This window comes from Streptomyces sp. NPDC127092 (assembly GCF_042722475.1).
Taxonomy (GTDB): Bacteria; Actinomycetota; Actinomycetes; order Streptomycetales; family Streptomycetaceae; genus Streptomyces.
This window is the reverse complement of the sequence record NZ_JBHXFE010000097.1, coordinates 297-3083: the sequence shown is the minus strand read 5'-3', so window position 1 is coordinate 3083 and position 2787 is coordinate 297. Positions and strand designations below refer to the sequence as shown.

General features: G+C 69.0%; 4 protein-coding genes. All 4 read right to left on the bottom strand.

Features of this window, described 5'->3' with window-relative positions; translation table 11 throughout:
• Positions 1–55: 55 nt before the first annotated feature.
• Positions 56–301, bottom strand: coding sequence for a hypothetical protein (locus tag ACFWJO_RS37280; RefSeq protein ID WP_145992780.1), 246 nt, complete (start codon positions 299–301; stop codon positions 56–58).
• A gap of 54 nt (positions 302–355) precedes the next feature.
• A complete protein-coding gene (locus ACFWJO_RS37275; RefSeq protein ID WP_386872557.1) occupies positions 356–931 on the bottom strand; it encodes a hypothetical protein in 576 nt (191 codons plus the stop codon).
• Positions 931–1989 carry a transglycosylase SLT domain-containing protein gene (locus ACFWJO_RS37270; protein ID WP_386872555.1) on the bottom strand — a complete coding sequence of 353 codons (1059 nt, stop codon included), beginning with the start codon at positions 1987–1989 and terminating at the stop codon, positions 931–933. The genes ACFWJO_RS37275 and ACFWJO_RS37270 overlap by 1 nt, the downstream gene beginning before the upstream one ends.
• Before the next feature lie 10 nt (positions 1990–1999).
• On the bottom strand, positions 2000–2787 hold a 788-nt coding region (locus ACFWJO_RS37265), incomplete at its 5' end, for a hypothetical protein (RefSeq protein WP_386872553.1).

Sequence of the window (2787 nt, the reverse complement as noted above, 5' to 3'; positions counted from 1 at the left end):
GGTGGGTTCCAGGTTGGGGGTGGTGGCCCCCCCTGCAGGGAGGCCCACCGCTTTTTTATGCGGTTTTGCGGGTGTCCTGCTCGAACGGCAGGGGGTCGGTGGAGGGGTTGGGCAAGTTCCAGCCCTCGGGGATGCCGTGCTCATCCGGGGTTCCCGAGAGGGCTGCGCCTTCGACAACCGCCCACATGGGAAGGCCAGTCTGGTCAGCAATCTGGTCCAGACGCTCCTTCACTTCTGGCCGCACGCGCACGTGCAACTGCACAGTGTCGGTGCCTCGCGGGCGTCGCGGTGTGGTCGTCATGCGACCGATGGTACCGGTACCGGGGCGAAGTGGGAATAGGTGTGCATGAGCATGTCACCCGGTCGGGGATGCCGCCGTAGTGCGGTCGGTGTAGGCGTAGTCGTTGATCTTGGTTGGGTCGTCCGGGTCGAAGGTGAACGTGTAGTACCGGATGGGCGTGCCGGCGCGGGGCAGTGCGCTTCCGTCTGGACGCTTCCAGCTCCAGGTGGCGCGCACGGCCACGCCGGGGGTATCGGCTTGCGTGTTGAGACTGACCACGGGCTCAGAGGTGGCGTGCTCCTTGGCTGCGGCCGTCCACTCGGCCCCGCTGCTAGGCCGTTCGGGGGTGGTGACGCGGGCGGCGCGTTCGTCGGTCATCAGGTGGCGTGCGCGCAGCTCGGCGTGGGTCTGGGTCGCGTCCTCGGCTGGGTTCCAGGTCGTCATGATGCGGGCGGCTTCCAGCGCGATTGCCTGCTGTTCGGCGGTGACCTTGGGGTGTGCAGCGTGCTCGGGGGTGGCCGGCTCGGCGGTGGCCGTGGCGGGCGCGCTTGTGGTGAGCGTCGGCAGCGGCTCGGGTGCTGGCTCCTTGGCGGTGCAGCCGGCCAGGGCGAGGGCGGTCAGGGCGAGGGCGGCGGCGTGGCGTTTTTTCATCACTGGTACCTCAGCGGGACGTTGTGGGACAGGAGGATGGGCTCGGGGTCTACGGGGGTGCCGTCTTTGAGAATCATGAAGTGCAGGTGTCGGCCGTTGGCGTCGCCCGATTGGCCCTCGGTGCACAGGGGCGTGCCTGCGGCGACGGTCTGGCCGGCCCGCACGCGATGGCTACCCTCGGCACAGTGGACGTACTTGAAGCCGATGCTGGGGTTATCGGGGGCGTGACCGATCACGGGGAGGCCGGCATCCCAGTTGGTGCTTACCTCGGTGATGACCAGATCGGTGGCTGCCACCACGGTTCCGGCGCCCCCGCTGGTTGCCACGTCCAGGCCGTTGTGGTTGGCAACGTAGTCCGCGCACCCCACGCCTTCGACGCACCCGCGATAGCCGAAGGGGCTGGTGACCCATGAATCGGCCAGGGGAAGAACCCACTTGCCGGAGCCGACTTCTCCGATCACGTCTCCGCCGGGGATCGCGCAGCTGCCGGACCCGGCTTGGGCCAGGGACATGATCTGGCGGACATAGTTCTGCGTCTCCTCGATGGCCGGAATGCCTCCGGCTGCCAAAACGACGTTGTGCCCGGCGTTGTACGAGGCTAGGGCGAACTCGATGCGCTGCTGGTCGCTGGTCACCAGGGAGGCGGTGAGGCGCTGGAGCTCGGCCATATAGCGGCCCTGGGCGTCGATGGCGGCGAACGGGTCGAACGGGTCTTTGCCCTTGCCCCACACGGCCCACGTGGAGGGGATGAACTGCGCCATCCCCTGTGCCCCGCTAGAGGGTTGGACCGTGCGGGGGTCGAACCGGCTCTCGGTCCACAGCTGGGCGGCGATGATCGCCGGGGGGAGGTTCGCGGTCTGGGCTGCGGCGTTGATCGCGTCCTGATACTCGGGCGGCACGACCATCTGCTCCCCGTCCACGGACGCCCCACAGGACACTAGGGCGCTCTTCTTCTGCTCATCCTCGGCGGCCAGGCTGATGATGAACAGGGGCGTGAGGATCACGAGGAGGAGCAATGCGCCGGCGGCGGCAATGAGCTTGCCCTTGGAATCGTCCATCGGGGGCCTTTCAGGCGCGGGGGGCCGCGTAGAGCACGGTCTGATCGAGCGTGGGGGCGACGATGTATGCGGCTCCCTCGGTGATGGCTCGCGGGGGCACGTCCGCGTCGGTGAACGTGCGCCACGGCGTCGGGGAGGCGTCACGTTTGAGTCTGAGGGTGGCCGGCTGACGCTTGTGCGTGCCGTAGAGGGTGGCCCCGTCTGCGGCGGTGGCCGTGAAGTCCTCCAGTACACGGGCGAAGGGCTGTGCTCCGGTGGAGACCAAGACGGAGCCCACGAGCAGCAACGAGCTTCCCAGGTCGCGGGTGCGGGTCTTCTGGTCGATGCGCTCGGGCACGGCCTTGTCCATGAGCACAGCTCCATCGGCCGGGCGGATCAGGGCCAGGCGGCTGCCGCCCCTGGTCCTCCATGCGGTGAGCACGGTCTCCGGGCCGGTGGCCCATACCGCCACGGGCGTCTGCGTGGGGGCATCGGAGAGGGCGAGGCGGTGCTCGCCGGTCTTGGAGCCTTGGGCGTCGAGGTGGTCAACGCGGTCGGCCCCGATGGCGTGCAGGGTGCCGTCAGCCTGCCGCAGACCGGCACGGGTGCCGGCGGGGATCGTGATGCGCCGGGTAGCCATCTGCGCGGTGGGCACATCCACGAACCAATCGGGTAGCTCGATGAAGGGGCCAGGCCCGTTCAGCTCGGCCCGGAATCCCTGCTCGAGCCGGTAGGTCGTCGGGGCCACGGGCGCGCCGGCCACGGGCGGGGCGGTCAGTGACCAGATGCTCAGCTGCGTGGCCGTGGTGACACCGATGC

Excerpts from the sequence above, each read along its gene's own strand:
- ACFWJO_RS37270 (WP_386872555.1), bottom strand. The coding sequence starts at position 1,989 with ATGGACGATTCCAAGGGCAAGCTCATTGCCGCCGCCGGCGCATTGCTC.
- ACFWJO_RS37275 (WP_386872557.1), bottom strand. The coding sequence starts at position 931 with ATGAAAAAACGCCACGCCGCCGCCCTCGCCCTGACCGCCCTCGCCCTG.
- ACFWJO_RS37280 (WP_145992780.1), bottom strand. The coding sequence starts at position 301 with ATGACGACCACACCGCGACGCCCGCGAGGCACCGACACTGTGCAGTTG.